We start from the raw sequence: 26,196 nt of genomic DNA, 5'->3' as shown, positions 1-26,196 counted from the left end.
CCCTACCTCCTGAAAAGCACGCAGCCGTAACGGATCACGCCGCTTTTTTGAATCGCCGGCGACGAAACCCCGACCGTGACCACCTCGCCGGCATTGACGTTGAGCACCAGCACCGCGCTGCCGTTGACCGGCACCGACCGGTTGCGGCCATACAGCGTGGCCACCGGATCGGCAAACGGCGAATCGGCGAACGCCAGCAGCGTGCCGCTGTCGCTGCAGCTGAACTGGAACGAGTAATTGAACGCGTTGGTCCAGCCGTTGACGGTGATGCTGCGGGTGTCGTTCTTGCTGACCGCCTCGCCGCGTATCTGCAGCGTGTCCACCATCAGGTTGCGGATGTAGGTGGCGTCCAGGCCGTTGGCATCGACTACCACTGCGCCATTCCGGGTGATGCGCAAGCTCTCGGTGTCGATCTGCCCGACCGTGAGCCGGCCCTTGATGTAGCCGGCCCCCATGCCTGTCATGTCGACTACTACGCTGCCGGCCTGGTCGCGGATGGTCAGCCCGCGGCTGTTGATCTGACCGGCATCGATCGAGTCCAGCGCGATCACCCGCCGACCGACGATGGTGCCGTCGGCGATCAGCGAGCCATCCACGCCGACGGCCGGCTGGCCGTTGATGCGGGTGACGCTGAACACCGGTTTCGGGTTGGTGCCATCCGGCAACGCCACCTGGAACGAGTCGGCCAGCACCGCAAACGACGAGCCGCCGGCGCCGCTGTTCAGCTGGATGCCGGCGACGCGCGGATTCTGCCCCTGGCTGTCTAACTGCACCTTCAGCGCCCATTGCCCCTGCACACCATCAATAGACTGCGACAGCTGGGTGATGGTCGCGCTGTTGCCTGCCACTGTGGTTTGCACCCGGCTGACCTGCGACGCCAGCGCGCTGGTTTCGCTCGCCCGCGCCATCATCTCGTTGACCACGGCGCCGGCGTTGTCGGCCACCGCCGCCTGCAGCACGTCGATGTCCGACGCCATGGCGGTGTGCTGCTCCGCCCTCACCTGCTGCTCGCTGGCGATGGCGGCCGAGGCCTGGCCGCTGACCACCCGCGCGCCGCGCGCCTGCGACCAACTGCTGTCCACCTGCAGCACCGCGCGCAGCAGCGCCCGGGCCGCCGCGTCCGAGCTGGTGATGCTGCCGGCCACATCGGGCGCCAGCAGGCTGTAATCGACGCTGCCCTTCATCAGCTGGAGCAGCAGCGCGGGGTCTTTCACCGTTTGCGCTTTGGCGCTGACCGGCGCGGAAGCGTTGCCCCAGCTATCGACCACCACCAGCTGGTAGCGCACCTCCACGCCGAGGGCGATGCCCATATGCACCCAGCTGGCCGCCGGGTAGGCCACGTCGGCCAGCTTCGACCAGCTCTTGCCGTCCATCGAGGCCAGGATCTGCGCGCCGCGCAGGTCGGCCCGGTCCGGGTAGGCCCAGCGCAGCGTGATCTGCATCGCCTCGCCGATCGCCTGAAACACCGTGGCCGCCGCGGGCGGCACCGCGTGGCCCTGCACCGTCAACGACGCCAGCGCCGGTGCCGACAGCGTGCCGTCGGCGAATACCGCCGCCACCGACGCTTCCAGCGGGCCGGGGTCGACATCCCAGCTCGACGCGGTGTCCGGCACCACCTGCACCGACCAGGCGCCGCCGGCGCGCCGCCATTTCAGCTGGTAATTGATCGCGCCGCGCAGCGGCGGCCAGACGGCCGTCACCACCGCCACGCGCCGGCCGTCGCCGGTCACCCGGCTGGATTCCGACAGCCGCAGGAAGCCCAGCGCCGGCGGCAGGCTGGGCGCCGGGCCGCCGCTGCTGAAATCTCCGGACTCGGCGGCGTAGTATTCGGGCAGGTCGTCGATGGCCGTGAATTTGATGCCGTCGGCGCTGGGTTTGACGTCGACGATTTTGACGCGCCGGCCAGGCTGCGCGCCGTTGTCGTAGAACCACATCCAGTCATACGGCACATCGTCCGGCGAGCCATCCGGCACCGGCAGCGGGCCGCCGGCGTCGGACACCGGAATCAGGTCGCGCAGCTGCAGCGTATCGCTGTCACCGCTGCCGGCCTTGACCCGGTAGGTCGAATAACGGCCATCCGGGAAGCGGATGCCGACCCAACCGCTGGCGCCCAGCGGCACGGCGCGGTCCAGCAACAGCTGGCCGCGGCTGCCGCCGAGCAGCCGGCCGGAGTAGGACCAACTGGCAAGGTCGTGGCTGAGCAGAACCACGTCGCCGCGGGTGGCCACCAGACCCTCGAAATCGGTCTCCCAGGACACCCGCCGGCGGTGGAACAGCTGCGAGGCGGCGATCAGGTTCGCCTCGCGGCCGGCCATGCCGGCGTCGCAGCAGCCGACAAAGTCCAGCGTCACCGGATTGGTCGGCGCAATGGTGCCCGGCACGGCCACCCGCACCTGGTCGAGTTCGAAGCCCTTGGCCGGGTTGCTGAAATTGACCACCACCTCGTCGGCGGTCTGTTCGTTGGTGTACTCGATCCGGAACGAACCGGCGCGGATATTGGCCGGGCCGAACACCGCCACCGTCGGCAGCTCTGCCGCGTCCCAGATCACGCCCAGGCGACCGGTCTGCCAGGTGTAGCGCGCGCGGCCGGTGCGGGCGATCATCGTCAGCACGTCGGCGATGCTGTAGGCGCGGTCCAGCACCAGGCCGATGCTCAACTTTTTGGCGTCGCACCACGCCGCCCACACCTTGATGGCGTCGATGTCGATGCGCGCGTCCGGCAGGCCGGCGCCGTACCGCCGCCGGCCCTGGCCATCGAAGCCGCCGCGGGCGAACCACAGATACCACCAGGCGGGGTTGGTCGTCGGCTGCGTCGCCCAGCCGTTGCCGGTCCACACCGGGCAGCTGGCCACCGCCATCGCCGACAGCTCGTCGACCGCGCCGTTCAGCTGGCTGGACGCTTTGATCTTGAGCCCGACGCGGCGCTGGCCGGCGTAGTTGGTGCTGTCCTGGCGGTAGGCGCGCAGGCCGGCCAGCGCGAAATCGTTGCGCTCGCGCGAGCTGCTGACGTCGCCGCTGGTCTTGCGGACGCGGATCTCGTACTGCGCCGCCGGCAGATCCTGCCGCAGCGTCTGGCGGACCGGCGTGATGCTGTTGCCGGCCAAGCGGTATTTGCCGTACTGGTCGCCGCCATAGGGCTGCCAGGCGCCATCCGGCAGGCGCCGGAACTGGATTTCGGTATCGACGTTGCGCCAGTCCATGCCGCCCTTGTCGTTGGCGTAGTAGGCGACGCCCTGCAGGTCCAGGCCGATGCCGACCGTATCGCGCGCCACCTGGCGCACCACCCAGCCGTCCGAGTTTTTGACCTCGCGGCCGGCGTCGGTGTCGACGTTGGCAAACACGCCCGGCAGTCGCCCGGCGCCATCGGCGGCGATCAACTCGACGCCCTGGTAGGCGCCGATCGGCGTATTGCCGATGCGGTAGTCGGACAGCTGCAGGTCAGGCTGCAGGCCGAAATGGTAGACCTGATACAGGTACTGGTCCTGGCCGACAAACTCGGTGAACGGGTTGCCGCCGGCATCCGGCACGAAACGGCGCTGGCCGATCACCAGCGGCATCGGCGCATAGGTTCGGGCGCGGTTGCGCGCGCCGGACAGCGCGTAGTTCTGGCTGATGTTGGCATCGCCGCGGCCACCGACGCCGGCGATGTCCGGCATCGGCGGCGGCAGCAGCGCATTGACCAGCATCGAGCCGCCTATCATCACGGCCGCGCCGGCGGCGGTGGCCATGCCGGACGAGCCGAAAAGCGCCGCCCCGGCGGGGCCGGCCACGTAGGCCGCCGCCACCATCACTGCCACCATGGCCACGGTCCGCAGCACTTTGCCGGCGCCGCCGCCGGCCACTACCGCGCGCACCTCGATGAAATCGCCACGGCGCAGCCGGTAGCGGCGCCAGTCCGGCAGCGGGCGGCCGTTGACGCATACCGCCAGCGGTCCGCGGTCCACTTCAATCTGCAGCCGGCGCAGGTAACCGCCCAGCGTTTCGTTGCGGCGGTGCGGCTCGTAGATCACCTGGCGGCCGGCGGCGGTCAGCGGGTGCGGCGAATGCACCAGATTCGGTTGCGTCACAGCCATTCGTAAAATCCCTCCACGGTGTAACCCTGGCGCGGCAGCTCGCGCAGCCGTTGCCGCAGCACGAATCCGGCGGCCTCGTCGGCGTGCAGCACCCACCACTCGCCAGCCAGGCGGCACATCACGCCGATGTGCTGGGCGCGGCCGCGCGCGAGCAGCAGCACCGGCTGGGCGTCCAGCGGCGCATCGACGCGGCGGGCGAATGCATCCTGGTATTGCCGGATTTGCGCGTTGCGGCCAAATGGCCCCGGCCGGCGCTCGCCGGGCAGCTGGATGTCGCTGCCCAGCACCTCGCGCGCGACATCGCAGGCCAGGACGGCGCAGTCGGCCGTGTCGGCGATGTAGTCCTGGCCGACATAGCGATCGGACCAATGCATGGGGAAACCTCGAAAATCAGAACAGCGCCGGCGCGGTGCTTGGCGTGTAGTAGACGGTAACGGCGGGCTGATTGAGCAGGTCGGCGTAGCCGAGCGTGGCGGCAACCTTTTGCCGGTCCATCGCCAGCCCGCTCATGTCCAGCGTGATGTCGAACTCGACCAGATCCGGCGTCGAACGCATCACTTGCAAGATGCGGCAGGTGGCGCCCACGCCGCCGCCCGACTGCTCCAGCCATTGCGTCAGCTCGCGGCCGATGTTGTCGATTTCCAGCCGCGCCTGCGGCAGTTGGTTGTCGGAGTCATCGGGCAAGGTGATGTCGAAGGCGCAGGCCAGGAACTCGTCACCGGCGGCGACGATGTTCTGCGTGTCGCCGACGATCCGGACCGGCACCGCCAGCAACGGGTGGCGGATTTCAAGCAGCGTCAGCAGGATGTCGGCGGCGCTGGTGGCGTTGAGCTGTTCGCGGGCGTGCTGGGAATAACTGCGGGGCATTGTATCCTCCAGAAATGCAAAAACCCCGCCGGAGCGGGGTTTTTCAATCTATTTATTCATTTTTTGACACACCCGGTGTCGCTTTTGCTTCCCGAGCCTGACCAATCAATTAAAGTTGGGAACTTAATTAGCTGGGTCTGCGCAGCACTCATAAATAATGCCAAAAATGCAATTACCACAAGCAATTCTTGAATTATTAAATTTGACCTGTGCTTTCTCTCCTGCTCTTCATAATCCTCAATAATGCCGATGCCTTTTCCAGTTATCGCATAATGCGCCCCACTGGCTTTTAAATCACCATTCTCGCAAAGTGCAGACATGGACAATCCAATTCTATCCAATATCATCCCTTTATCCGACTGAACATCCCACCATTGTCCATACATGGCTTCTGCAACCAACTCAACAGTAATGCAATACCCTCTCCTCATTGAAAGTGAAAATATAGTATCAAGGATTTTAATTTGCCTTTCAGAAACAATCTTTTTCTTATTAAACATAACACTGCCAACTCTCACACAGCACTTGCTAAAAGCATTTGTCCAGCACGGATAATTAGTGATATCGGCAAGAAAATATCTCCACCAAACGTAAATCGAATTATAGCCATTGAAATTTCTTGAAAATACAACCTTACTTAGCCTAACGCATGACAAATCAACATAATCCTCCTCAGTGAAAGCCGTATCTTTTAACTTTGCAACAAGAAGTCGCATTCCAGAAACGCCTTTAACCACACAGGGCTTATCATAAACACCACGCAAAAACACCCCCAAATTTGGCCTTGCAACTTCAGCCCCACAGGTCAAAATATATGGCTTTTTATTATGTTCCCGAAGAACAAATCTGAAAAATAACATTTTCAACAAGTCGCTTAATAGCTCCATACAGCCTCCTTGGCAACATGCTTATATAGGATATAACTGTATTTCTTTTCTGTTCAGATAGGTAGAATAGCACTTCACCCAATACTCTCAATCTGCAACTGAGCACTCCACCTTTGCCGCCCATCCCACTGCCAGCGATACGGTGGCGCGCCGCTGATACGGCCGGTCTTTTGCGTACCAGCCATCGGGTCAAGGAATATGAACCAGCCGACGCCACCGTCAATGTCGTAGCGGAACCAGTTGTCGAACTTCGCCCGTTCCAGATCGCTGCGCACCTTGATGGTGATGGTGCGAGTAATGATCGGCTGTGAAAAACGGCGGCGCTGCTTGGGCAGGCCGCCGTCCATCTCAGTACGCAGCAGGCCGTAGTTGGCCTCCTCGGTATATCCATCGGCCAGCATCAGCGCATAGGCCGGAAATTCAGGCATCGCCATCGTCAAATCCTCTTGATTGCGTCGCGGATCGGCCCGCCGCGCTTGATGTCCTCCAGCACCACGCTCACCACCAGTTCGCGGCCATCGAAACGCGGCTGCGCGCTGGTGGCCTGCAGCTGCTGGCCTGATTTGTTGATCAACTCCACCCGGATAGACTCCGGCGCAGACGGCTGTTGCTGGCGGGCGGCCTCCGGCACGCGGTAGCTGGCGGCGGTGCTCGATGCCCGCCCCACTCCACCGCCAGCGGCCAGCTTCTTGGCATTGAGCGCGTGCAGCGTGCCGAGGCCGTAGTGATCCACCGCTGCCGCGCGCACCACAAACTCGCCGTTCGACAGCATTGCCGGGATGCTGTCGCTGGTCGGCGTGCCTGGACCGGTCACCGCCCCGCCCGTCGAAAACCCAGCCGTCCCGTTCACAATGGGCGCCGCCGGTCCGCTGCTCTTGAACATGCCGGACATCAGGCTGTTCATCCCCCCGCCAAACATGCTGACCATGCTCTGGCGGATCTGGATGCGGATCAGATCCTCGATGATACTGTTCGCCAGGTCGCCGAACGACAATTTCCCGGTCATCACGAACTTGGTCAGCGAATCCTCCATCCCACCGAACGCCCTGGCAAACATCTCCTCGGTCTGCCCGGCGACATCGCGGGCGTGATCGATGTAGTTCTCCAGTGCCCGGCTGGCGCCCAGCGACCAATCGCCAGCCGCCTGCTGCATGGCGGCGAAATGCATCTGCTGATTTGCCACCATCTGGCCGGTGCTGGCGTCGATCGCATCCAGCGCCCGCTGGTAGGCGACCGGATCAATCAGGTTCAGGTCCAGATCCTCGGCCAGCCGGCGCTTGGCTTCCACGGCCCGCTTGCCGAGCTGGTCCAACGCCGCGCTTTCCTGCCGGTATCGGTCACCTCGCCCCAGGCCGGTACTCTCCCGCGCATTGGCCTCGGCCTGCTCCTGCGCCTGTGCGCTCATGCCGGACAGCACCTCGCGCTGGCGTTTGACCAGCTTGTCGGCCTCTTTGCCGAGGTCGGTCGCGGTGGCGATCAACTTTTCCACCGCGGCGCGGTACTGGTCCAGCGAGATATTGCCCTGGCCGAACACCTTCTGCAGCACGGCCAATTTGTTGTTGTAGGTGGGGCTGATGCCGGCGCTTTTGTTGATCAGGTCGCTGACCTGCTCCATATCCTTGGCGGCCTCACGCGCGGCCTTCTTCGCGGCGGCGTCGGAGCTCTTGTTATGCTCCTCCCGCATTTCCGCCACGCGCGCGTTGTGGGCGGCCAGCGCTTTCTGGTACTCGGCGCTGCCCTGCTCCAGCCCGTCCACCGCTCCGCGGAAGGCGGCGTTTTCCTGGCGGTACTTCTCGTCCTTGGTCTGGTGCTTGCCCTCTTCCAGGTAGTTCTGCAGGGCGTTGTTGAATTTGGGCTTGACTACCTGCTGGCCGGCGGCTGAATCCCGGCGCTCGCCTGAATACTTCTCAACAGACTTCAGCGCCTCATCCGCCTGCTTTTCCTTAGCCTGATCCAGCGCCTTCTTCGCCTCGTCTCGCAGCTTGGTCGCCTCGCTGATGCGCTTCAGATGCTCTGCCGTAGCCTGAGGATTCACCTTCCCTTTGTGGATATAGGCGTCGTATTTCTTGCCGTATTCATCCACCAATTTCTGAGCAGCAACGATCTCATCCTTGATCGCCGGGATGCTGGCCTTGATTGCCGCGTTTTGAATTCGCTGGGCAGCTAATTCGTGCTTGGCTGCGGCATTACCGGCAGCTGCCGCCACATCGTTCCAGTAAATGATCAAGCCGCCGATAGCCAGAGTTGCAATACCGATCGGCCCGCCCAGCATCGCCATTGCGCCGCGGGCCACATTCAAGCCCACTGCCGCAGCCTGCGACGCCACGCTGGCTTCCTGACTAGCCACCGCCAGCTGACGCTGAGCCATCCCGGCAGCTTCCGCCGCGACAGCCGCCCGCCCCGTCGCCGCGGTCTGCACCGTAGCAGCCTCCGCGGCCGCCGCTTCTGCTGCCGTCAGGCGCGCATCCGCCTCCGTCAATGCATTGCTCATGGCCAGCGCCCGGCTCTGCGCCTGGGCTAACCTCTCCTGCTCGGCGGCCTCGATGGCGGTAGCCGCCGCCAGATCCGCCGCCGCGCTGACGTTGGCCACCTTGGCCGCCGCCAACCTTTCATAGCTGGCGACGCTACGCACCGTCTCGGCATTGCGCGCCTGCTCGGCGGCGGCCAGTTCAGCGGCAGCAGCGCGCGCCGCCACGTCGGCCTCGGCCACCATCGCCTTGGCGGTAGCCAGGCTGGCGGACTGCTCGATCTGCCGCACTGCGCCCTGTGCCAGCGCGGCGTCCAGCGCCAACTTCTCGCGGTCGGCCTGTATCGCCAGCGCCGTCTGCGCCGTCCTCGTTGCCGTGGCGCGCGCCACATCCAGCTCGGCCAGCGCCATGGTTCTATCGGCCTGCGCGCGGCGAGCAGCAGCCTCGCTGGCGCTCTTATCCGATTCCGATGTCGTCCACCAGTCAGTTGCCTTCTGTACCGGCTTCCACACTTGCTTGCCTACAACGCCGCCAAGCTGCGCCACCTTCAGCGCCGCATACGCGCCCACCACGCCCTCAATCACGCCGCGGTACTCATACAGCGCCTGGCCGGCACTGCCGGCAAACCGAGCCACGCTCACCAGCCCGTCGCTGATTTCTCGCATGCCGCCGACAAATTGCTGACGGCTGGCATCGTCGCTCAGCGAGTTGTTGAACTCGGTCAACCACTGCTTGGTGGCATCCCGCAGCGGCTGCACGCCATCGGCAGCGGCCTTGGACACCAACTCCTTCGACGAGTCGATCAATCCAGACATGGTCTTGGAGTAGTAGTCGCTACTTTCGGCGAAACCGGACAGCCGCTGCATCAGGTAGTCAAACAAGCTGCCGCCGTCCTGCTTGATCTTGGCGACGTCCTTGTTGGTGATACCCAGCGCCACCGCCAGCTGCGAGTCGGCAGAAATGTTGCCGGTCAGAATGGACCGCATCTCCTGCACCACCTGCGTGCCTTCCAGCCCCAGGCTCTTGACCGCATTGATACCCACCGTCGACAGCTGGCGGATCTGGTCGATAGTCATTTTGGCCTGCAGGCCTGGGCCGAGCATGGCGTTGAAACCACCGACCAACTCCTGCGTGCTGGCGGCGGTCTTCGCTGCATCGTCGGCCAGCTTGGCGGTCAACTGGCTGGATAGCGCCAGTGCGTCCTTCATTGACAGCGCTTTGCCGTCCAACGTCGCCATGCTGGCCAGCGTACCGGCCATGCCGACTTGCATGGTTTCCATCTGGTTGGCGAATTCGAAGCCCATCGCTGGGATCTTGCCCAACGACTCGGCCACCACGCTGATGGCGCGTTCGGCCAGCAGGAAACCGCCAACGGCGCCGAGTACGCTGTTCAGGCGGGAAAACGACTTGCCCACCTGCTCGATGCTTTCCACGCCGGCGCGCGCCCGGCTCTCGATCCGCGAAAACCCGCTGTCCACCGTGGACTGCAGCTGGCTCATGTCCCGGCGGACGCTAGCGGTGTCCGCCCGGATATCGATCACGATCGAGCTGATTGGCTGCCCCATTGCCTACCTCTTCCCCATGGCCTCGACCATGGCCATCTCGATTATCTGCAGATCCTGCAGCAGCTCGGCGCGCTGTTCCTGCGGCACGCCGCGCATGTTCATCACGGCCTCGACGCCCTCATAGCGCAGGCCCAGCATGCCGCCCATCGGCGCCACCAGCAGCTGACTGCGGCAGGCCTGAGCCAGCTCCAGCGCCGGCACGCAGTCCGGCCACACCTCGACATCGGATGCGGCGCCGGCCAGGGCGCGCCCGATGGCGATCAGTTTTTTTCGCGGGCGCCGTAGGTCAGCTCGTTGATGGCCTCCCAGATGCCGCGGCTGAACGCGGCGCCGTCCGGACCGGTCACCAGTTGACGCAACAGGTCCAGGCTGAACGGCAACGGTTTATCGTCGGCATCCGTCACGCCCTCCCAGCCCACCAGCAGCCGGGAGAATTTGCCCACATTGGCCTGCAGCATGTCCGGGAACGCCGCCTGCTCATCTATCCCCTCCTGTGCCAGCGCGATGATGTCCGCCGGCGGCAGACGGTTGAATACGCCCAGGAACTCATGCGACGCGGTCAGTCCGCCATCGGCCGGCAGCAGAACCTTGATTGGCCAGCGGATGGTGGTTTTCGTTTTTACCGTGAATGCCATTTCGTCTTCCCTTTATTGAACCTGCTGTACCGTAAAAAACTGGCTGACACCGACTCCCACGCGGCTCGGGTCCATCAGCAGCTTGCCGGAGAGCTCCGACTTGCTGAAGTCATCGCCGATCAGGTCCAAGCCGCCGGCGCCGAGGCGCACGCGGAAAGCGCGGACGATCACCGGGCTGCCACCGTCGGCAGCGTTAAGGCCCTCGAACTGCAGCTCCAGCTCGACGTTGGGTGCCGTCAGCGCGTCCACCTGAGTGATGGCCAACGAGGTGTAGTTGATGTCCACCGGGTCGCCATCAATCAGCGCCGCCACGTCCAGCACACGAATGCCGGCGCCGCTGCGCATCCAGTGCGTGGCCTCGGTCAGCTCTTTGACCGTGCCCTTGGCGTTGGCGCTGGCCTTGACCGTCACCGGCTTGGTCCAGTCGATCGGCTTGGACACCGGAGACAGGCAGTTGCGGTTGATCCGGACCGTCTCGGTGGCCGTGCCTGCAGCGATGATGCTGGCCGTTCCTTTCAGCAACAGAGCCAGGTTGTCCGGGCTGTACTGGCTGATGCCGCCGATGGAAACATCCACGCCGGTCACCTCGCTCAGCACGTCCAGCTGGCCGCCGCCGACGGTCTGGGTATTCAGCAGCTCGCTATCTTTCGTCTGCGGGGTGAACTGCAGCTTTTCGATGTTGCACAGCGGGACAAAGCGGCCGCTACCGCGCACGGCCGCATGCAGCTGGCCCTTGCCCTTGTAGGTGTAGAGTTTGGCCATGTCGGCTCCTCAGAAAGTGATGGTGTAATCGATGGTGATGGGGATGCGGCTGGCGCAGACCACCGCGATCAGCGTTTCCTGGTCAAACACGGCCTCGCCCATGCTGATGGTTTCCGCGCCGCCTAGGCCAAGCGGCTCCCGCGTCAGCAGCGCCTGCGTAATGCCCTGCTCAATGTCGTCCAGCAGGGCGTAGCGCGCGTCGCCTTCGGCGTAGAGGTCCAGGCTCAGCACCAGTTGGCGCCGCATTTGCAGCGCCGCATCGTGGTTGACCGCTTCGACCGGCTTGTCGCTCAGCCGGCAGAGGTTGACCGCCGGCAGGTGGTCCGCCTCATAGCCCTCCTCGCGATCCAGGCTGAATAACACGTCAGGACTGAGCAGCGGGCGGATCACGTCGGCAATGGCCTGCTGGATTTGCGTGCGGCGTTTCACGGTTTGACCTCCTTCAGATCCAGCCGCCAGTCTCCGGCGCTGGTGCGCAACGGCTTGCCGCGCACCTCGAACAGCAGGCCGCCAGCCTCCGCCCGTCTGCCTGCCAGCTTCCCGGCGGGCAGGTGCTCAGGCTGGATGATCAGCCAGGCGCTGGACTGCTCGTCCAGCACCATGCCGCCGAGCGCGCTGGCGTTTTGCGGCGCGCGATGAAAAACGGCCGGGATGTCCCGGCCGTCCAGCTTGATCATCTCGCCCTGCTGGCTCAGCGAGCCCAGCCGCCGCGCCGCGCTGGCCAGGCGTTCACGCGCCGAGCGCACTACGCGGCCACCATGGTGGTGGTGGCGTTGAGACGCACCGCAACCGTGCCGGCGCCATTGCCAGTCGGCGCGATGGCGGCACCGATCAGGTGCTTGCCAGCTGCCTTGGCAACGCACACGCGCGTGGCCGGGTCGAGGTAGATCAAATCGCCGACGGCGACCACCAGCGCCGGGTCCTTGGGCAGGTTGAACGCGCCCTCGGCCTCGCCGCTGAACGGCTCGCCCTTCTTCGCGCCCACCGAGGCCACCAGGAACAGGTTGCCGATCAGCACCGGATCGCCGGACAGCACGTCGTAGGGCGCCGGCAGGGTCAGCGTGTCGCCGTTGTAAATTTTGTTTCGCATCTTGCTCTCCTGTTTGCGGAATCAGCCGGCGCATGCCGGCGTGGCTTACTTCTTGACACCCGGATTGCCGGCTATCCAGCGGTAATCCATCAGGCCGACGCCGACGTCCAGCCGCGCCTTCACCTGCACGCCATCCACTTCGAAGCCTTCCTGATAGGCGGTGTAGATGCCCTCTTGGCCGTCCAGGTAGGCGATTTCGATGGTCGGCGCGGACTCCGGCCCAGCCGCCAGATACCAGGCCCGCGGATCGGCGCGCTGCAGCCGCGGTTCGGCAATGATTTCGTACTGGCCGGCCAGCGGGTTCAGGTCGTCCACCTTGGTGGCGGAGACAAAGCCGATGGCGCGCTGCGCCTTGAGCCGCTGGGTGCGCGGCACCAGCACGTATTTGCCGTACAGGTTGAGATCGGAGTCCGTGCCCGGCTCGGTCTGCGCGCCGATCAGCTGGTCCATCTGGTCGATCGCATCGATGCTGATCTCCGCGCCCGGGCAAATATTGCCGTGGTCTGCATGGAACAGCGGCTTGCCATCGGCCAGTTTCGGCGCGCCGATGATCAATGCCCACACCAGATTGCTCTCCAGGTTGGCGGCGGAGCGGCCGAAGTTGGACGACAGGTCGTTGAACACGCTCAGGTCGTCGTTGATGATCACCTGGCGGCTGATGTTGATGATGCGGCCGTAGGTGCGCAGCTTCATGCGTTCGGCGCCGGCGTCGTTCAGCACGCCGATTTCGAACTCGCCGGCCTCGCCCACTTCCTTCAAGTCCACGCGGTTGCCCAGTTGCAGGAAGGTTTTTTCCTTGAAGTCGGCCAGCGTGCCGCGGCGCACCAGCGGCCAGAATGTCTGCCCCGCCAGCTGATAGCCCTGCATCATGGCGCGGTTGGCCACGTTGGCCAGGATCACTGGGAAGTCGCTGGTGGTTTGCATGCCGGCGCCGCGATTGTTGTTCAGCGCCAACTCCACGATTTCCGAACGGGTCAGGCTGCGCGTGCTGCCGCCCGCGCGCTCCACGCACTCGCGCGCCATGTCGGTCAGGTTCATGCCGCGGAACTGGCGGGCCAGCTCGCGGTTTTCCGCGCTGTGCTGGCTGGCGGTGAACGAGCGCTGGTAGATGGCCTCGCCCATGGCGCGGCGGCGGGTCTCGGTCTCGTCCTGCACCGTCTGCACGCTCGCCTGGCTGCGCGTGGGGTTCTGGCCGCTCTGCTCGGCCAGCCGCTCCAGCACCAGTTCGCGGGCGCGGTGGATGGTGCAGGCCGGATCGTCCAGCAGCGAGCGGGCGAAGTCGGCGCCGAACTGCGGGTACACATCGGTCAGCTTGCGGATCTGTGCCTGGCGCTCGTTTTCCTGGCGAATGGCGGCAGCGCGGATTTCGGCCTCGTTGACCGGCTGGGTCGTGTTGTCTACGGTTTGCGGCATGGGGGTGTCCTCGGGTTGATTGCGGGTTTCCGGCTCGGGTGCCGGCTCGGCGGCGGGTTCGGGTTGCGGCGCAGACTCGGTCTGCTGGTAGCGCACCGGGTAGGCCGGCGCGTTGTCCGGCCGGCAGGCGCCGCGCACTCCGGCATCGGCGTCTGCCGGCACTGGCACCAGGCTGATTTCGTAGGGCTCCCAGTCGATGGCCAGATAGCGGGCCACGCCGCCATCCGGTGCTTCGGTGATCTGGTAGGCGTGGACGATGTAGCCCACGCTGACATTGCGGATGATGCAGTCCACCACGTCCTGCCAATAAGGCTCCACATCAGCGCGCCGGCTGAATCGCACGCGCGCCCAGCCTTCGCCGGGCTGCAGCCTGGCCTCCTCGACCACGCCGAGTTGTCCAGCCAGGCTCAGCTGAAAATGGGTGTCCAACAACGCTGCGCCGTTGTTGAGGCGATCCATGCGCACCGCGCCCGGCTCCATCGACAATTCCTCATCGAATGGCTGCCAGCGGTTCCAGTCGAAGCGGCGCACCGCGGCGCCGGTCGACCAGACCAGCTCAACAGTACGGGCCTCGACATCTACCGACGTCACCGCCGCCCGGGCGCTGACCAGCGGCAGGCTATTGCGGGTGATCACCTCCGGCGACGCCGGGGTGCGGGTATCAGGCATGCTGTTTCCTCCTGGAATGCGAAGCCCCGCGTTTGCGGGGCTTGGTTTTCTTGCTGTCTGCCGGGTCGGGCGGATCGTCCTCGGCGCTGAGGGCTTCGGCGCCGTTGGTGATCAGGTTGTTCAGGTTGATCGGGATGCCGAGCGCCTCCAGCTCCGCGTAGTCCTTCGCCAGCTCCTGCCACATGGTTTGCGGGTCGACGCCGCGGCGGCGCGCCAGCTCGGACAGACTCTTGACGCCGCTCGCTACCTCCAGCAGTTCGCCGATCATGTCCTTGACCGGGTCCACCCAATCCCAGCGCGGCGTGGTGAAGTCGAGCTCGTAATCGTCCTCCAGTTCGCCCAAGCCTTTCAGCGCGGCGGCCTTCAGGAATAGCTCCACCATCGGCTCGCACAAGCCAGGGATGAACGTCAGCCACTGCCAGCCCTCGGCATTGCGGCGGAACTCCAGCAGGCCGGCGCGTGAGCTGCTGTAGTTCACCTGGCTGTAATCGCCGGTCAGCATTTCGTAGGTGACCATGCCACCGGCAGCCAGCGCGCGGCGCTGGTCGCGGGTGTAGTCCGGATAACCGCCGGCAGGCGTGGGCTGGCCGAATGTCACGCTCTCGCCCATCCCCAGCCGCTTGATCAGGCCCGGCGCGATCTTCTCCACCATGCGGCCGCCTGGCTTCTCCTCGCGCTCAACGCTGCCGACGCCGCTGGAACCGTTATCACCACTGGTGATGAACACGCTGAAGCAAGCCTCGACTTTTTTCCGCGTCAGCTCGGCGTCTTCGTAGTCGTCCAGATCGCGTGCCCGCATGATCACCGGTGCCAGTTCCGGCACGCCGCGCACCTGGCCGGGCCTGGTTTTGCGGAAACAGTGGATCACCTCCTCCGCGGGGATCAGTTTCGACTGCAGCGAGCGCGACAGCCGGCCTACCTCGCCCGGGTGGCGGTCAAACAGCCAGTAGCCGTCCACTTGGCCGATGGCATTGAACTGCACGCCGGCGACGATGAAACCGCCACCGGCGAGGTCCTCCATTTTGTTGCTGTCCAGGTAGTCCGGCTCCAGCACCTGGAACTGCAGCGGGATGACCAGCTTGTCCTGCGGCCGCCGCCAGCGCACGCGCACCAGCACCTCGCCGCTTTCCCACATCGTCCGCGCGGCCAATGCCTGCAAGCCGTACAGGTTCAGGTGGCCGTCGGCGTCGCACTTGCGGCTGTTCGCCCAGCGCTTGTACGCCTTGCCCAACCGCTTGTGGCTGGCGAGATTGCAACGGATGCCGGAGCCGACCACATTGCCGGTCCAACTCTCCAGCGCCTTCTTGCACCAGGGGTTGTTGCGCACCAGATCGCGGCTGCGGTTGCGCAGCGTCGGCAGCGCCATCTGGTTCTCGGCGTTGGCCGAGCTGCCAGTCGTGATCCAGCCGGATGTCCGGCGGCCGCGCTTGGCGCCCTCGTAAGCCCGAATCTCGCCCAGGGCCTGGCGGGCCTGCCAGCGGCGCACCGCGCGCTCCGGCATAAATGTGCCGATCAGGTTGTCGAGCCAGTTCATGGTTCAGTCCCGGATGAATGCTGCATAGGTGACGGAGGGGAGCGCCGCCGCGGCGGGCTGCAGCTGCCCCGTGCGCTCCAGCTGATTGCGCACCATTTCGTAGGCCCGCTGCAGCTCGGTAATGGAGCGGTATTGCACACGCATGCCGTCGCGGTAGATTTCCAGCTCGCCGCTGGCGATGGCCTCCTCCAGCGCGCGGAGGTGTTCAATGGTCAACGAGGTCATAGCAACTCCCCGCCCCGTGGCTGGGCATCATCTGCCCAAAGCGCCTGCCACCTGGCCGACCCCTGCGGCAAAGGTCGAGACTGCAACGCCTCAAGCGGGTAGCTGGTGATGCCGTTTGGCGTCGTCACCACGATCACTCGGCCGCCACGCTGGGTTCTATCGGTAAACTGAACGCCAGTCAGCGGCAACTCACCAGCCAGCGACAGCTCATCCCTCGTCGTCATAGATAATCCTCCCTCACATCGTCCAGCCAGCCTTTCCCGGCATCCTGGAATGAAGAAGCCCCGCGTGGGGCGGGGCTGGTTTCGGTTGCCGATTGGCCTGCCGGTGTTGGAGCGGCCGGCACCGGACTGGCGCTGAACATGTCCTGCACTCGCGGCTGCAATATCGCCTCGCGCTGGTCCCAGTCCGCCGGCTGGGCGTTCTGGATGCGCAACGGCGGAGCGCAGGCGGCGAAAAACGCATAGTTCCAGCAGTCCAGCGCCTCGTTGCGGGGCTGGTTGGTGCGTTTTTTCCATTTCTTGTTGACCGGGTCGTAGACCTCGGCCGTCAGCTGCTGGAAAAAATCCTCGTCCAGGTCGTCCGGGAAGTTGACGAACAGCTCGCCGCCCTCTTCGAACGCCCGCCGGTCCGCCATCAGCCAGCTGTACAGCGTGGATTTGGCGTGGTCGACGCCGACGTGCCAGAGTTTCAACCCATTTTTCATGGTTTCGCCCCCCTCCTTCACATCTACTGACGATGGACGGCTGACCAATGGTTTTTCTGACTTACCGATAATGGCAAATAGGCGTGTGCGCCCTTTCCAGTTGCGGACGAACCGGTACGCGTGCTGCGTCCGGTGGCCGGCGGTGTCCAGCGCGGCAGCCTCGATGCGCATGTCCACGCCGAACAGGTTCCGGTAGCTGCCGTTCAGCACCTCTTCCAGCCGCTGCCAGACGTTGGGCTGCTCCGAAGTGCCGATTTCGGCCGGATCGCCGTACAGGATCACCCGATCGATCAGGTGGCAGCGCTGATTGCGGCCCCAGCCCCACACATAGCACTCCAGCCGGTCGTCCTGAGTATCGATGCCTGCGGTCAGCAGCAGCACGCCGCCAGGAATCACCCGCTGCTGGTACGGTTTCACCCGTTGCATCAGCTCGCTGAATTTGATGCTGGCGGTGCGGTCCTCCCAGGTCTCGGCCAGGGCGGTATTGATGAAACGCTTCAGCTCGATCGGGTCTTTCACCGCACGCAGAAACTGCTCCGCGCGTTCTTTCCACGTCCGCCCGAGCCCGACCGGCGAGTAGTAACTGTTGAGGTGATAGCCGCGGATCTTGCGATCCGGATAGGCGGCGATCCATTCGCCGTTTTCGAGCATCCAGGTTTTGTGGTGCTCCGGAATTTCATCCTCGCAGGACTCGCACACGTAGACCGCATCAATCAGGCCATCCGGATCTCCATCGCGCCCCTCCGCGAATTTGTAGCGGAACTGCTGGTGACGCAGGTGCTGCTTGTGCTGGCAGTGCGGGCACGGCAGGTAGTAGCGCCGCTGGTCGCTGCGCTCGAACCATTTCTCGATGTTGCTCGCCCCGCGCACCGTCGGCGTGGAGCAGATGAAGATTTTCCGGCGCGGGAAGTTGTTGGTCCGCTCCAGCACGATGCCGATCGGATCGCCCTCGCCGTCAACGTCGTCCGGGTAGGCGTCCACCTCGTCCAGGCCCAGCTTGCCCACCGGCATCGAGCGCAGGCTGGTCGCGGAATTGGCTCCGCTCATCCGCAGCACGCCGCCGGGGTACTCCTTCAGCAGCGTGGTGTTGCCGCCGTCGCGGCTGCGGGCGGGTGGGATCTTGGCTCGCAGCGCGTCGCTGCCGGCGATCATGTTTGACAGCCGCTGCTTCGACCACAGCTCGGCCAGCTCGATGGTCGGTTGCACCACCATCATCGGCCCGGGCGACTGGTCGATGCTATAGCCGGACCAATTGATCAACGACTCGGTGCCAGCGACCTGCGTCGGCTTCATGAACACCGTCGTCTCGACGCCGCTGCCGGCGCTGAGGCAGTCCATGATCTCGCGAATGAACGGCACCACGCTGGTTCGCCACTCGCCGGGCATGGACGACTCTGCACTGGTCAGAACCCGGTGCGCATCCGCCCACTCGCTCACCAACATCCGCACGCGCGGTGCGAAGGCGTCGGACCACGCGGACGTGACCGCATCGAGCGCCTGACGCTCATAGATGCTCATATCCATGCGGGCACCTCACATCAGAGTTTGCCGGCCAGCTTTGCGGCCTGTTTGCTCAGCATCACGCAGCACTCGTCTATGGCCTCCTCCAGCAAGGCGTAGACGACATGTGGATCAGATTCGGCCGCCAGCTTCGTCGCGATGCGGTCCGGGATGCGTTCGAACGACGCACGAGTCGTCGCAGCCAGGTCAGCGATCAACTTCACCGAGACTTCCTGCGAGATCAGCTCGCGGCGGGATTTGGCCAGATCGATGTCGATCTGCTCACCGCGCTTGAATTCGTTGGCAGCGCGCGCCGCGTTGTAGGCGGCGATCGGGTTGCGCAGATCGACGCCCTCGAACCCGCCAGGCACCGTCGGCGCGGGTGGCGTGGAGTCTGGTCCGGGCTGCAAGGCCTGGGCCGCCTCTTGCACCGTCAGGCCGGCGCCGCCCTTTTTCCAGCGCTCCAGCGCATGGCGGGCGGATAAGCCCATTTTTTCGGCGGAGCCGGTACTCGCCAGCAGCTCCAGGGATGTCTGAACCTGGACTTTTTTCCCATCGCCCGATAGCACCAGCCTATTGGCCGTGCAGAGCTGGGATATATAGCCGCGCGAGACCCCGAGAAGCTCGGCGAACGCGCTTTTCGTGATCTCGTCGCTCATGGTCTTTTTTAAAGCGAATATTGAAAGTTAAGGACTAAACCGGCTAAACAGTTTAGTTAGCCAGAACGCCCAGAGCCTGCCGCGGTGGCGGGGATCGAACACCCGTAGGCCACCCCCACCCGGGAAGAACCTATCTCCCACCCCACGCCCGCCGCATGTGGGCGGGGAAACGGTCGGCCACCACCCGCTCCCCCACTGCATAGAATCGGTAGCGCACCGTGTAGTGCGGCTGGCGGATGAAGATCAGCACTGGCCGCAACACCACCTTGCCATGCCCGTAGTCCAGGCGCTTGTACACGCCCGGCGGCAGTTTGTTCTTGCGCTGGTGCAGGGCGAAGTAGCTGAATCCTTGCTTCCGGCCACCACGCGCCAGCGCCTTGCGCCGGCGATCGCTCATCCATTGCGTGTTGTCCTGCAGCCCGTTGAACCAGCTGAGGATCTGCACTATCTGCGCGCGCGACATGTTGCCGTTGGCGTCCCGATCCGCGTCGCGGCCGGGCACGGCGTACATGCCAGCCGGCAACACGCCGGCACGTTGGAGGGCGCGCTCGAATCGCTTCAGCGGGCGCCCTCCGCCCTCAATCTGCGGCTTCAGGTACACCGCAGCCGCGCCGCCCTTGCCGCCGAAGTCCTTCAGCCACACCTCGGCATAGTCGCGGCCCTTGTCCACCGACGCCCCGCGCATGTAGACGCCGCGCAGGGTATAGGCCGTCGGCCGATCGAACACCCGGCGCATCTCGGCAACCTGGGCCGCCTTCACATCGGCCGCCGTCCAGGTCAGCGCCTTGGCCGTCGGCCGCAGGATGCGCTCCTGTACGGCCAGCCCGATCCAACCGGTGCCGGTCACACACGCTGTCGCCATGGATCAATCCTCTACCAGCAGCACCGCCGCCTCTCGCGGCGACACCGCATCACACCGGCCCAGCTCAAGGAAACCACTGCGCAGGTGATCGTCGATCAGCTGCTGCCGACCATCCGACTGCCAATACCACGTATGCAGGACCGGCTGCGCGCGAGCCCACGGTTCCAGCAGCACCAGGTCCAGCGCATTGAGGACTTCTCCCATCCGCCGCCTCCAATGAGAAACCCCGGCATGGAGCCGGGGTCAGTTAAGCAACAACCTATACTGCATCTGGTTTTCCAGGCCGACCCGCTCGGTCTCAAGCCTCGGCTTCTCTCTCTTTCGCACCAGCATCAAATGCGATCCGAAAGACGCCCTCACCTTTGAATTCGCCTCGCGCATCGACCAGTCTTGCAATTGCTTCCACAGGGTCAAGTCTCGCCGGTTTAGCTGCTCCGCCATGGCATTGAACGCATTGATGAATGCCACTTTGACTCTTGCCGCCTGCTTGCCGGTGAAGCCCATCACCAAGAACATGAAACCATCCTTAGTCATCTCCACCAGCCTCCAGCACTTGCCTCGCATGTCCGTATATTCTCGTGACGCAAAATTGCGTCGCCAGAAATCATCCCCACAATCGAGCCTGTCCACGGCCCGCAAAACATCGCCATGACGCTTGCCGAACTTTTCCGCAACCCGTAGCGAATCGGTTAGAACATGACCGCCCGACAGCATCACAAAACCGTCGAAGTTCGAAATCTTCACTTCCATATCGCCTCCTGCCTGCACAAAGGGTTGAGGAGTCCACGGCAGCCAGCGTTGTGCAGGAGTCTTGGCGCCAGAAATTCGGGAGCTACCCTAGCCGTGGACGTAAAAAACCCCGCGCATTGGCGGGGCCGATAAAACAAGGAACTTCGCCTAATTGCCATTCCGATCGTCTTCTTCATGAACTAGCCAAGTGGCAGTTCCACTTTGGAAACGCGAATCTTGGAATTCAAGACGTAGAACGCAAAAAGCCCGAGGCGTTAACCTCGGGCTTTCTCAAGACGCCATAACAAACAGCGTAGCCGAAATGTACATACTGTGTGTCACAGCTGTCAAGCGATCCTACAATCCATCGTTCGCCGCCTGCGGCATATCCGCCACTTGGAACGCAAACCCCTCCTGCCGAACCCCGCGCGCCGCCGCCAGCAGCTTGGCCTTCAGGCTCGCCTGGGCCAACTCCACCCAGCGGTACAGCGTCCGCCGCGTCGTTCCCAGTCCCCTCGCCTTCTGGTCCACCGTCCCCGGCTGCAGGTAGAACGCCAACAGCGCGCTGCGCGATCCTCCATCCAGCACCCTCATCACCAGATGCTCCACCAGCGCCAGCTTCCGGACATCGTCCGCGTCCATCACACCGCGCGGCACACCGGCAAACATCCTCGATCCCTCCGCCCCCACCGCGGCCTCCTCGCCCGGCTCCATCTGGCGGTAAATGCTTTGGCTGGCGTATCCCAGCCCTCCGTCCTCACGCCTTAGCACATGCTCTGCCCAAAACCGCAGCGTGCCATCGATATCATTCAAATCAATCACGGATCAGCCTCCCATTTATTGCACCTGGAGACTCCCTAGTCCGGTCAAGAGCCGGGCTTTATTTGTCCTGCCATTCTACCATTTATGATTAGCTTTTGTACCAAGCGGTGAAACCCTTTATAACACCAAGGTACTGCCTTATTACGTCCCGAACCTTCTCGACATCCGTGTCATGGCAAGTAACTTGTATTTCTTCACCATGCGTATTTTTGAATTGGCCAATCTTACCAAGTTCAACCCCGCCTTCTTGACGCAAACCAACACCGCCGCGAAACACTATCATCAAAACACCAAGCCATCTCCCACCCTCTCTTGCCCCGCCCTCCGCATAAAAAAACCAAACCAAACACTTGGCTCATTACCCACATTGCGAACAGCAGCCCAGAACTCATCAATTTGATCGTGCCGGAACAGCTCGACATCATCAGCAAAATTCACATCTAAATCATCGTTTCGCAATATCATGCCAGCCCTCTGCCATATCTAATCAACTAAGAATTAACCAGAATTTTCAAGCTTACGGCTCCGCTCCGAAACTCGATAATCCTCCCAGCAGCATTGTAGCACCAGAGCATTCTCCATCATCCTGCTGACGGCCCGCGCTCCCACTCGCTCAGTCAAAACTCCCAACGTCTGATTGCTGATGAATATTGTCGGCAGACCCTCAGCCGAACGGCGGTCAATCACCGCATTCAATTGCCGAAGCGCCGGACCTTGCTCAAAACAATCCACCTCATCGATGATCAAAAGCGGGTAGCTGGCAAACCTGCGCAGCTCAGTCGACTCATCACGCCCCATCGCATTCCAAGCCGAGCATGCCTCATCTTTGATCTGCCCTGTAGTCGTGTAGTGAACGCGCAGCCCACGGCGGGCAATCAAGTTCAGCGCTGCAGCACACGCCATATGCGTTTTGCCCGTCCCCGTCGTCCCCAGCACCACGACATTGCCAGAGCCACTGTCGCGGCCGGCGCGCGCCACCCAGCCCTTGAATGCGGCCATCACTTCACGCTGCTCATCGCACACAGGCCGCAAATCAGAAAACCGGGCATGATGATATTTTCTTGGCACGCCGCAACCAAGCAGCGCAGCTCGTAGCCGCTCGGAGACAACTTCCGCCTTTTCGCGCTCTGCCATACACACCATGCATACCGGCTCACGGCCAGGCAAAACAACCGCCTCAAAATCGCCATGTTCATCGCAATGCCCGGCAACCATGGCCAGCCCGCGCCGGCCAACCATCGATGGCAGATAGCTCAATACATTATTCAACCCAGTCATCGCCGCCTCGGTTGCTGAAATCGCCATTCATCACAGCCCCCCCCTGGAACGCCTCCGCCTCCGGCACATCCTTCCACCCCGGCACCCTGCCGCCGCGAATCACCTTCAGCCCCCGAGACTTAGCAGCATCCTCCTCTCGCATCGAATCCAAAACTCGACTCAAGTACTTTGACGGAATCCACTCCGGAGAGGCGATCTGCACCCTTGCCCGACCAACCGCCTGACGCAGGCGCTCAGGAGTCACCCCGTCCGCCACCCAGCAAATCACATCAGGATGTTGCGCTCCGCCAATCTTCACTCCTGCAGACCTCCCCACCTTTGCCAGCAACACTGCCATACGGCGAGTTGCGTCAGCGGCCTCTCCGTCGCGCGCGCATGCGGTATGTGTATATATATTATTATTTACAGATATGTCCGGTTCAGGCTGCCGGCTCATGTCCGGCTCATCGTTTTCAGAACCAGCATTAACCCCTTTATTTTCAATGCTCTCGCTATCCTGATCATGTCCCGCTCTAGGTGTCCCGTTCATGTCCCGTTCCTCCTGTGGACGCAATGAAACAAGCGGCAGCTTCAGCACCAATTTCTTCACGTCCTGCACCAACGACACGCGCCTGGCCAAACCAAGCCGTTCCAGCTCGTCCAATAGGGAATCAATCTGCTTGAGAGTGGGTTTCCATGCCGGGCGCTTACTACCCCGTGGCGGCGAATACTGGCAGTTGATTGCCAGCACGGCCCGGCTTACAGAAGACCCTCGGCCAATCACCCCTGAGCGCAGATCAACACAAGGGCGCAGCCCAACAACGTACAAGCGGAACGCCTCCAGGCTGCACTCAAGCAGAACCTCCTGCTCTTGCTCAGACAAAAACACATTCATACGCCCCCTTTCCCCCGCGCCGAGCGGGGAATTGCCACATCGAATTCTCCATCAGCCTTGAACTGCCGGGACCAAATGCCCAACTCATCGGGCATGGGCAATTGCGCTCAATGCAGCCGCTCTTGGATCGGCATGGCGCTCAAACTCCAGCGGCGCCAGTCGTTCATCCTCTGCACTGCCATCCAACGCGCGCCGGACATCCCATGCATAGCCATCGCCATGCACCCGACCCAGCCGCTTCAGCTCCGCCTTGCGCATGGCCAGGGTCGGCAGCTGGCGGATATAGGCCACGTCCGCCTCAACGGCCCCGCTCTCCTGCATCCACAGCCCGTCCCACACGGCTCGCCTCCTTGTCTTCAAGCATCTCCAGCAGCGCGCGCAGCAAGGCGCGCCCTTCCCGCTGCTTGTTCCACGGCAGCGCGTACTTGGCGCGGGTCGCCTTTTGAATCAGTAAGTGCTGGCGGAAATTCATCATGCCCCTCCCTAGTCATCACCCAGCGCCACCTGGCGCGGATGGAACATGCATCGGGCCGCCCGGACGGCGGCTGCGCTCACAGCGCTTGCAACGGCCCACCGGCCCTTCTTCCATCAGGCCGACCGCGCGAGATTCAGCGTGCGTCATCCCACAGGCGGATGTGATGATCCAGTCCTCGCCCTGCCCCTCGACTCGGGTCCAGAAATGCGCCAGGCCAAACTTGCCGACAAACGGCATGAACGCCCAGACAGACCGCTTGTCAGCCCGGACCCGGCCGCGAATCCAACCTTGCTTCATACCGGCATCGCCTCCCCATGCTCGGCGTTCACCTCGTCCACCACCTCCGGCGTGCCGTACACCCGATATGTCAGGGACAGGAATCGCAGGATCTGCGCGTACACCTCATGCCCCTGCTGGTCCAGTGCCCACTTCTCGTTGCCGTCGATCACGCCATCGTTGCGGACAAACTCATTCATGCTTTCCAGCAATCGGCCCAGCTCCGCATGCATGTGGTTCACCTGCAGCAACAAATCCTGGTTATCCAACTCCACCGCGGCCGGCGGCATCATCAGAAACACCCCGCCCAGCTGCCGCGCCAGCTCGGAAACGAAATGGCGCCCGCCAGTCGCCAGCTGCAACAACATGATTTCGTGTGGCCGGAGGAACTGGCCTTTGAAGTGGCTGAGTTTGTGGCGCAGCCCCTGGCCGCTGCCGCACACGGCGCGGCTCAGCTCCTCATGACCACTCCGCCATTGCTCGGCATCTTTCTGCAGTGCCGCGTCCAAGCTATTTGTTTCCACCTACAACCTCCCGGCCGTCAGTAGGCCTGTTCCGGTTTCGAAACCACCGCCAGCGCGCTACGCTGACAGCACACATAAAAATGCCGGCGCATAGCCGGCAAACCGCCGAGTCAGGTCGCACTCTCAGCGGGGGAGAAAACCTCAGCGCCACTGGCGCGCAGCACAGACCACTCCACAGCCGAATCCATCTCCTCGCATCGCCTCCGCCCGGCGGTCAGTCGCTCTACCGTCGGGCACCAACGCAATGGAATCCGCCCACGCGAGATCCAGTTCGACACTGTGCTGGCGGAAACACCGCCACAGGCCTCTGCTACCGCGCCGGTGCCGCCAGCGTCCTCGATGATTGATTTGATGATGGTAGGGTTCATGCGCTCATGATATTCACAAAACGCGACGATGCCAAGCCAATGTCGAAACAATTAGTCGCAAAACGCAAGTGGAGGAAGACAAACACAGCGCGAACAATGAGGGCAGGAGGTAAGCCATGATCAACATCGGCGGCAGGATCAGCACTATACGGACAGCCCAAGGCCTCTCCCTGAGAGAGGTCTGCAATCGGCTTGGCTGGGAACATACTCCACGATTGAGCCAGTATGAAAATAACAACAGGGAGCCGACTTTGGCGGTCCTGGAAAGCATTGCGGACGTTCTAGGCGTGTCGCTTCAGGAGTTGCTATTTGGACAAGAGAATACAACCACCGCCACTCACATCGATGAGAGCGGCACGGTTCATATTGAACTTCACAGGCCAACTAGCAGCGGAATCTGGCAGGCATATGGAAAAATAATCACATTAAACAAAGACATGCTGGATAGCGGGACGCAGATCAACGCATTGCGCGCAATGCAGATAGAGAATGATCAGATGGAGCCCTATTTGAGCAAGGGCGATTTCGCACTAATAGACACCAGGTGCCACGAAATTATCGATGGTGCGGTTTACCTGATCGCGTTCGGCAATAGCTGCGTGATTCGCCGCGCCTACTCAATGCCGGCCGATTCCCTGCTACTCAATCCAGACAATCAACGTCACCCACCGATGAACACCTCCACGCACGCCATTCAAGTACTGGGCCGCGTGATCTGGCGCGGCGGATAGCCCCCTCACCGACTCAGCGACAAACCGGCCTCGGCCGGTTTTTTTGCGCCCTATGTTGCTAAAATTTCACACTTTGAAAACGATGTTCACACTTTAAGCTTGCCTGACGTTTCCAAAAAGTTAATACTTCCGTTCACAAAACGCGACGGGAGTGCAACAGTGTTTATCACCATCACAAACCTGACAGACCAGCTAGCGCGCTCC

29 protein-coding genes are annotated in these 26,196 nt (G+C 63.1%); 1 reads left to right on the top strand and 28 read right to left on the bottom strand.

Features of this window, described 5'->3' with window-relative positions:
• Nucleotides 1-2: 2 nt before the first annotated feature.
• The 28 genes from BI347_RS22285 to BI347_RS25080 all read right to left on the bottom strand — a co-directional run bounded on the left by BI347_RS22285 (nucleotide 3) and on the right by BI347_RS25080 (nucleotide 25,261).
• Nucleotides 3-4,073, bottom strand: a complete 4,071-nt coding sequence (locus BI347_RS22285) for a TipJ family phage tail tip protein (protein ID WP_071117160.1) — start codon at nucleotides 4,071-4,073, stop codon at nucleotides 3-5.
• A complete protein-coding gene (locus BI347_RS22280; protein ID WP_071117159.1) occupies nucleotides 4,064-4,447 on the bottom strand; it encodes a hypothetical protein in 384 nt (127 codons plus the stop codon). The genes BI347_RS22285 and BI347_RS22280 overlap by 10 nt, the downstream gene beginning before the upstream one ends.
• A gap of 16 nt (nucleotides 4,448-4,463) precedes the next feature.
• A complete protein-coding gene (locus BI347_RS22275; protein WP_071117158.1) occupies nucleotides 4,464-4,940 on the bottom strand; it encodes a DUF1833 family protein in 477 nt (158 codons plus the stop codon).
• 56 nt (nucleotides 4,941-4,996) lie between these two features.
• Nucleotides 4,997-5,827, bottom strand: coding sequence for a hypothetical protein (locus BI347_RS23865; RefSeq protein WP_139167305.1), 831 nt, complete (start codon nucleotides 5,825-5,827; stop codon nucleotides 4,997-4,999).
• A gap of 74 nt (nucleotides 5,828-5,901) precedes the next feature.
• Nucleotides 5,902-6,261: a hypothetical protein gene (locus tag BI347_RS22270; protein ID WP_083339131.1), complete on the bottom strand. Its 360-nt coding sequence runs from the start codon at nucleotides 6,259-6,261 to the stop codon at nucleotides 5,902-5,904.
• Nucleotides 6,262-6,263: 2 nt separating this feature from the next.
• Entirely contained in the window at nucleotides 6,264-9,860 is a 3,597-nt protein-coding gene (locus BI347_RS22265) for a phage tail tape measure protein (RefSeq protein WP_071117157.1), read from the bottom strand.
• A gap of 3 nt (nucleotides 9,861-9,863) precedes the next feature.
• A complete protein-coding gene (locus tag BI347_RS22260; protein WP_275639008.1) occupies nucleotides 9,864-10,103 on the bottom strand; it encodes a DUF1799 domain-containing protein in 240 nt (79 codons plus the stop codon).
• Between the two features lie 17 nt (nucleotides 10,104-10,120).
• The gene (locus BI347_RS22255; RefSeq protein WP_071117155.1) at nucleotides 10,121-10,495 is read right to left on the bottom strand and encodes a hypothetical protein; all 375 of its coding nucleotides are present in this window, start codon (nucleotides 10,493-10,495) and stop codon (nucleotides 10,121-10,123) included.
• A gap of 12 nt (nucleotides 10,496-10,507) precedes the next feature.
• Nucleotides 10,508-11,257, bottom strand: coding sequence for a phage tail tube protein (locus BI347_RS22250; RefSeq protein WP_071117154.1), 750 nt, complete (start codon nucleotides 11,255-11,257; stop codon nucleotides 10,508-10,510).
• Nucleotides 11,258-11,266: 9 nt separating this feature from the next.
• Nucleotides 11,267-11,686, bottom strand: a complete 420-nt coding sequence (locus BI347_RS22245) for a hypothetical protein (protein ID WP_071117153.1) — start codon at nucleotides 11,684-11,686, stop codon at nucleotides 11,267-11,269.
• Entirely contained in the window at nucleotides 11,683-12,003 is a 321-nt protein-coding gene (locus BI347_RS22240) for a hypothetical protein (protein WP_071117152.1), read from the bottom strand. The genes BI347_RS22245 and BI347_RS22240 overlap by 4 nt, the downstream gene beginning before the upstream one ends.
• Nucleotides 12,003-12,347, bottom strand: a complete 345-nt coding sequence (locus tag BI347_RS22235; protein WP_071117151.1) for a DUF2190 family protein — start codon at nucleotides 12,345-12,347, stop codon at nucleotides 12,003-12,005. Before BI347_RS22235 ends, BI347_RS22240 begins: the two co-directional genes overlap by 1 nt.
• 45 nt (nucleotides 12,348-12,392) lie before the next feature.
• Complete coding sequence (locus tag BI347_RS22230; RefSeq protein WP_071117150.1) at nucleotides 12,393-14,429, bottom strand: prohead protease/major capsid protein fusion protein; 2,037 nt, start codon at nucleotides 14,427-14,429, stop codon at nucleotides 12,393-12,395.
• Nucleotides 14,422-15,963, bottom strand: coding sequence for a phage portal protein (locus BI347_RS22225; protein ID WP_071117149.1), 1,542 nt, complete (start codon nucleotides 15,961-15,963; stop codon nucleotides 14,422-14,424). Before BI347_RS22225 ends, BI347_RS22230 begins: the two co-directional genes overlap by 8 nt.
• Nucleotides 15,964-15,966: 3 nt before the next feature.
• A complete protein-coding gene (locus tag BI347_RS22220; RefSeq protein ID WP_071117148.1) occupies nucleotides 15,967-16,188 on the bottom strand; it encodes a phage head-tail joining protein in 222 nt (73 codons plus the stop codon).
• A gap of 220 nt (nucleotides 16,189-16,408) precedes the next feature.
• Nucleotides 16,409-18,418, bottom strand: a complete 2,010-nt coding sequence (locus tag BI347_RS22210) for a phage terminase large subunit family protein (protein ID WP_071117146.1) — start codon at nucleotides 18,416-18,418, stop codon at nucleotides 16,409-16,411.
• 14 nt (nucleotides 18,419-18,432) lie between these two features.
• Nucleotides 18,433-19,053 (bottom strand): hypothetical protein, encoded by a 621-nt coding sequence (locus tag BI347_RS22205; protein WP_071117145.1) that lies wholly within the window; start codon nucleotides 19,051-19,053, stop codon nucleotides 18,433-18,435.
• A gap of 130 nt (nucleotides 19,054-19,183) precedes the next feature.
• A complete protein-coding gene (locus BI347_RS22200) occupies nucleotides 19,184-19,915 on the bottom strand; it encodes a hypothetical protein (RefSeq protein WP_139167304.1) in 732 nt (243 codons plus the stop codon).
• Nucleotides 19,916-19,918: 3 nt separating this feature from the next.
• Nucleotides 19,919-20,119 (bottom strand): hypothetical protein, encoded by a 201-nt coding sequence (locus BI347_RS22195; protein WP_071117143.1) that lies wholly within the window; start codon nucleotides 20,117-20,119, stop codon nucleotides 19,919-19,921.
• Between the two features lie 39 nt (nucleotides 20,120-20,158).
• A complete protein-coding gene (locus BI347_RS22190) occupies nucleotides 20,159-20,665 on the bottom strand; it encodes a Rha family transcriptional regulator (protein ID WP_071117142.1) in 507 nt (168 codons plus the stop codon).
• A gap of 336 nt (nucleotides 20,666-21,001) precedes the next feature.
• The gene (locus tag BI347_RS22185; RefSeq protein ID WP_139167303.1) at nucleotides 21,002-21,466 is read right to left on the bottom strand and encodes a hypothetical protein; all 465 of its coding nucleotides are present in this window, start codon (nucleotides 21,464-21,466) and stop codon (nucleotides 21,002-21,004) included.
• Between the two features lie 282 nt (nucleotides 21,467-21,748).
• On the bottom strand, nucleotides 21,749-21,931 hold the full coding sequence (locus tag BI347_RS23860; RefSeq protein WP_139167302.1) for a hypothetical protein: 183 nt from the start codon (nucleotides 21,929-21,931) through the stop codon (nucleotides 21,749-21,751).
• A gap of 33 nt (nucleotides 21,932-21,964) precedes the next feature.
• A complete protein-coding gene (locus BI347_RS23175) occupies nucleotides 21,965-22,771 on the bottom strand; it encodes an ATP-binding protein (RefSeq protein WP_083339129.1) in 807 nt (268 codons plus the stop codon).
• The gene (locus BI347_RS23855) at nucleotides 22,728-23,618 is read right to left on the bottom strand and encodes a hypothetical protein (protein ID WP_071117138.1); all 891 of its coding nucleotides are present in this window, start codon (nucleotides 23,616-23,618) and stop codon (nucleotides 22,728-22,730) included. The genes BI347_RS23175 and BI347_RS23855 overlap by 44 nt, the downstream gene beginning before the upstream one ends.
• A gap of 84 nt (nucleotides 23,619-23,702) precedes the next feature.
• Nucleotides 23,703-23,957 (bottom strand): hypothetical protein, encoded by a 255-nt coding sequence (locus tag BI347_RS22165; protein ID WP_139167301.1) that lies wholly within the window; start codon nucleotides 23,955-23,957, stop codon nucleotides 23,703-23,705.
• Nucleotides 23,917-24,093 (bottom strand): hypothetical protein, encoded by a 177-nt coding sequence (locus BI347_RS24080; protein ID WP_158020844.1) that lies wholly within the window; start codon nucleotides 24,091-24,093, stop codon nucleotides 23,917-23,919. Before BI347_RS24080 ends, BI347_RS22165 begins: the two co-directional genes overlap by 41 nt.
• Before the next feature lie 293 nt (nucleotides 24,094-24,386).
• Entirely contained in the window at nucleotides 24,387-24,878 is a 492-nt protein-coding gene (locus BI347_RS22155; RefSeq protein WP_071117135.1) for a phage regulatory CII family protein, read from the bottom strand.
• A 125-nt stretch (nucleotides 24,879-25,003) separates the two neighbouring features.
• Nucleotides 25,004-25,261: a carph-isopro domain-containing protein gene (locus BI347_RS25080; RefSeq protein ID WP_083339128.1), complete on the bottom strand. Its 258-nt coding sequence runs from the start codon at nucleotides 25,259-25,261 to the stop codon at nucleotides 25,004-25,006.
• Between the two features lie 116 nt (nucleotides 25,262-25,377).
• Between BI347_RS25080 and BI347_RS22150 the strand changes: the two genes are divergently transcribed.
• Nucleotides 25,378-25,992, top strand: coding sequence for an XRE family transcriptional regulator (locus BI347_RS22150; RefSeq protein ID WP_071117134.1), 615 nt, complete (start codon nucleotides 25,378-25,380; stop codon nucleotides 25,990-25,992).
• Nucleotides 25,993-26,196: the final 204 nt, after the last annotated feature.

Origin of the sequence: Chromobacterium sphagni, from assembly GCF_001855575.1 — a bacterium.
In the GTDB taxonomy this organism is placed as follows: Bacteria; Pseudomonadota; Gammaproteobacteria; order Burkholderiales; family Chromobacteriaceae; genus Chromobacterium; species Chromobacterium sphagni.
Note: the sequence above shows the minus strand (reverse complement) of the source record. Positions and strands in the feature narration are given on the sequence as shown.

Excerpts from the sequence above, each read along its gene's own strand:
- BI347_RS22265 (WP_071117157.1), bottom strand. The coding sequence starts at position 9,860 with ATGGGGCAGCCAATCAGCTCGATCGTGATCGATATCCGGGCGGACACC.
- BI347_RS22285 (WP_071117160.1), bottom strand. The coding sequence starts at position 4,073 with ATGGCTGTGACGCAACCGAATCTGGTGCATTCGCCGCACCCGCTGACC.
- BI347_RS22200 (WP_139167304.1), bottom strand. The coding sequence starts at position 19,915 with ATGGCGACAGCGTGTGTGACCGGCACCGGTTGGATCGGGCTGGCCGTA.
- BI347_RS22205 (WP_071117145.1), bottom strand. The coding sequence starts at position 19,053 with ATGAGCGACGAGATCACGAAAAGCGCGTTCGCCGAGCTTCTCGGGGTC.
- BI347_RS22235 (WP_071117151.1), bottom strand. The coding sequence starts at position 12,347 with ATGCGAAACAAAATTTACAACGGCGACACGCTGACCCTGCCGGCGCCC.
- BI347_RS24080 (WP_158020844.1), bottom strand. The coding sequence starts at position 24,093 with ATGATGAATTTCCGCCAGCACTTACTGATTCAAAAGGCGACCCGCGCC.
- BI347_RS23175 (WP_083339129.1), bottom strand. The coding sequence starts at position 22,771 with ATGGCGATTTCAGCAACCGAGGCGGCGATGACTGGGTTGAATAATGTA.
- BI347_RS22250 (WP_071117154.1), bottom strand. The coding sequence starts at position 11,257 with ATGGCCAAACTCTACACCTACAAGGGCAAGGGCCAGCTGCATGCGGCC.
- BI347_RS22210 (WP_071117146.1), bottom strand. The coding sequence starts at position 18,418 with ATGGATATGAGCATCTATGAGCGTCAGGCGCTCGATGCGGTCACGTCC.
- BI347_RS22190 (WP_071117142.1), bottom strand. The coding sequence starts at position 20,665 with ATGGAAGTGAAGATTTCGAACTTCGACGGTTTTGTGATGCTGTCGGGC.
- BI347_RS22230 (WP_071117150.1), bottom strand. The coding sequence starts at position 14,429 with ATGCCTGATACCCGCACCCCGGCGTCGCCGGAGGTGATCACCCGCAAT.
- BI347_RS22275 (WP_071117158.1), bottom strand. The coding sequence starts at position 4,940 with ATGCCCCGCAGTTATTCCCAGCACGCCCGCGAACAGCTCAACGCCACC.
- BI347_RS25080 (WP_083339128.1), bottom strand. The coding sequence starts at position 25,261 with ATGAACCCTACCATCATCAAATCAATCATCGAGGACGCTGGCGGCACC.
- BI347_RS22255 (WP_071117155.1), bottom strand. The coding sequence starts at position 10,495 with ATGGCATTCACGGTAAAAACGAAAACCACCATCCGCTGGCCAATCAAG.
- BI347_RS22220 (WP_071117148.1), bottom strand. The coding sequence starts at position 16,188 with ATGACCTCGTTGACCATTGAACACCTCCGCGCGCTGGAGGAGGCCATC.
- BI347_RS22150 (WP_071117134.1), top strand. The coding sequence starts at position 25,378 with ATGATCAACATCGGCGGCAGGATCAGCACTATACGGACAGCCCAAGGC.
- BI347_RS22270 (WP_083339131.1), bottom strand. The coding sequence starts at position 6,261 with ATGGCGATGCCTGAATTTCCGGCCTATGCGCTGATGCTGGCCGATGGA.
- BI347_RS23855 (WP_071117138.1), bottom strand. The coding sequence starts at position 23,618 with ATGAATGTGTTTTTGTCTGAGCAAGAGCAGGAGGTTCTGCTTGAGTGC.
- BI347_RS23865 (WP_139167305.1), bottom strand. The coding sequence starts at position 5,827 with ATGGAGCTATTAAGCGACTTGTTGAAAATGTTATTTTTCAGATTTGTT.
- BI347_RS22195 (WP_071117143.1), bottom strand. The coding sequence starts at position 20,119 with ATGGGAGAAGTCCTCAATGCGCTGGACCTGGTGCTGCTGGAACCGTGG.
- BI347_RS22280 (WP_071117159.1), bottom strand. The coding sequence starts at position 4,447 with ATGCATTGGTCCGATCGCTATGTCGGCCAGGACTACATCGCCGACACG.
- BI347_RS23860 (WP_139167302.1), bottom strand. The coding sequence starts at position 21,931 with ATGATATTGCGAAACGATGATTTAGATGTGAATTTTGCTGATGATGTC.
- BI347_RS22225 (WP_071117149.1), bottom strand. The coding sequence starts at position 15,963 with ATGAACTGGCTCGACAACCTGATCGGCACATTTATGCCGGAGCGCGCG.